Source organism: Pseudomonas sp. PDM01 (genome assembly GCF_014852325.1).
In the GTDB taxonomy this organism is placed as follows: domain Bacteria; phylum Pseudomonadota; class Gammaproteobacteria; order Pseudomonadales; family Pseudomonadaceae; genus Aquipseudomonas; species Aquipseudomonas migulae.
The window spans coordinates 1-1,394 of sequence record NZ_JACVBK010000021.1 but is presented as its reverse complement, the minus strand read 5'-3'; the positions used below and the strand labels follow the sequence as shown (position 1 = coordinate 1,394).

The 1,394-nt window shown below is 58.0% G+C and carries 1 protein-coding gene; it reads left to right on the top strand.

The window, feature by feature from the left end; all coding sequences use genetic code 11:
• Positions 1-97: 97 nt before the first annotated feature.
• Positions 98-1,129, top strand: coding sequence for an IS110 family transposase (locus tag IB246_RS28555; RefSeq protein WP_192230255.1), 1,032 nt, complete (start codon positions 98-100; stop codon positions 1,127-1,129).
• The last annotated feature ends 265 nt before the right edge of the window (positions 1,130-1,394 follow it).

Below are 1,394 nucleotides of genomic sequence, written 5' to 3'. Positions count from 1 at the left end.
CGGCCAAAAGCAATGGGATGGACTCCTCCTCACCTCGGCATCTTGAGTGCCAGACTGAAGGTGCGAACCACAGTCAACCGTGAGAAGGAGTCCACACATGAAGCTTATGCGCATTGGGGTCGACCTGGCCAAGAACGTGTTTCAGATCCACGGCGTGGATTGTCATGAACAACCCATCTGGCGGCAATGCCTACCGCGTGATCGCTGGCTGCAAACGGTGCTGGAGAAAATCGAACCCGGCTGTGAAATCGGTATGGAGAGTTGCGGTGGAGCCCATCATTGGGCGCGACAACTACAGGCACGCGGATTTCGGGTGAGACTGATCGCGCCGCAGTTCGTCAAACCATACGTCAAGAGCAACAAGAATGACGCCAACGATGCCGAAGCAATCTGTGAGGCAATGAGCCGCCCCAGCATGCGCTTCGTCGCCGTCAAGACGATTGAGCAACAGGATATCCAGGCGACGCATCGCATCCGAGCCGGCTTGATCGAACAGCGCACGGCCAAAGCCAATCAGATCCGTGGCCTGGTTGCCGAGTACGGCCTCGTCGCTCCGAAAGAGTTGCTGATGCTGCGTCGCGCCATACCGTGCTGGTTGGAAGAGACGGATAACGGTTTGACGGTACGTTTTCGTCGTCTGCTGGATGGCTTGTGGGGCGACCTTCGCACACTGGATGAACGCGTGGGCGAACTCGACAGCGAGATATCGGCAATCGCGGCAAGTGAACCAACGGCCGTTCGCTTGCAGCAGCTGCGCGGGGTCGGCCCGATGATAGCCACCGCACTCGTTGCTGCCATTGGTGATGCCCGACAGTTTGCCAATGGCCGGCAGTTGGCCGCCTCGTTAGGGCTGACGCCGAGGCAACACAGCTCCGGCGGCAAGGATCGACTGCTGGGCATCAGCAAACGTGGCGATGCTTATCTGCGTACGCTGATGATCCATGGTGCACGATCGGCACTACGCACGGCCAAATTTAAAGATGACCGGCTCAGCCAGTGGGCTGTCCGTTTAGCTGAGCGCTCACATCCTAATGTGGCGGCTATTGCGCTAGCCAACAAAACTGCGCGCATGGCTTGGGCGATGCTACGCAACGGCACTGATTACCAACCGGATCGGGCAGCGGCCTGACCCATTTATCCAAGGAGAAGCACCTCTACACCACGATTGCGAAGCAACCCGAACAATGGCAAACCGGTCGAACCGGCGTCGGCAAAACCCTCTAATGACCAGGTGCGTAAAGCACGTAAAAGCAATTGGGAGCCGACGCGCGAATAGCCCATCATGGCCCTGCATCGAATCGATGCTGAAATCAGAGGCCGAATATACGTGTGCAGTCGGCACGGGCGCCAAAGCGAAGGGGGCTTGCAACGAGGAGGAGTCCATATACGGTCAT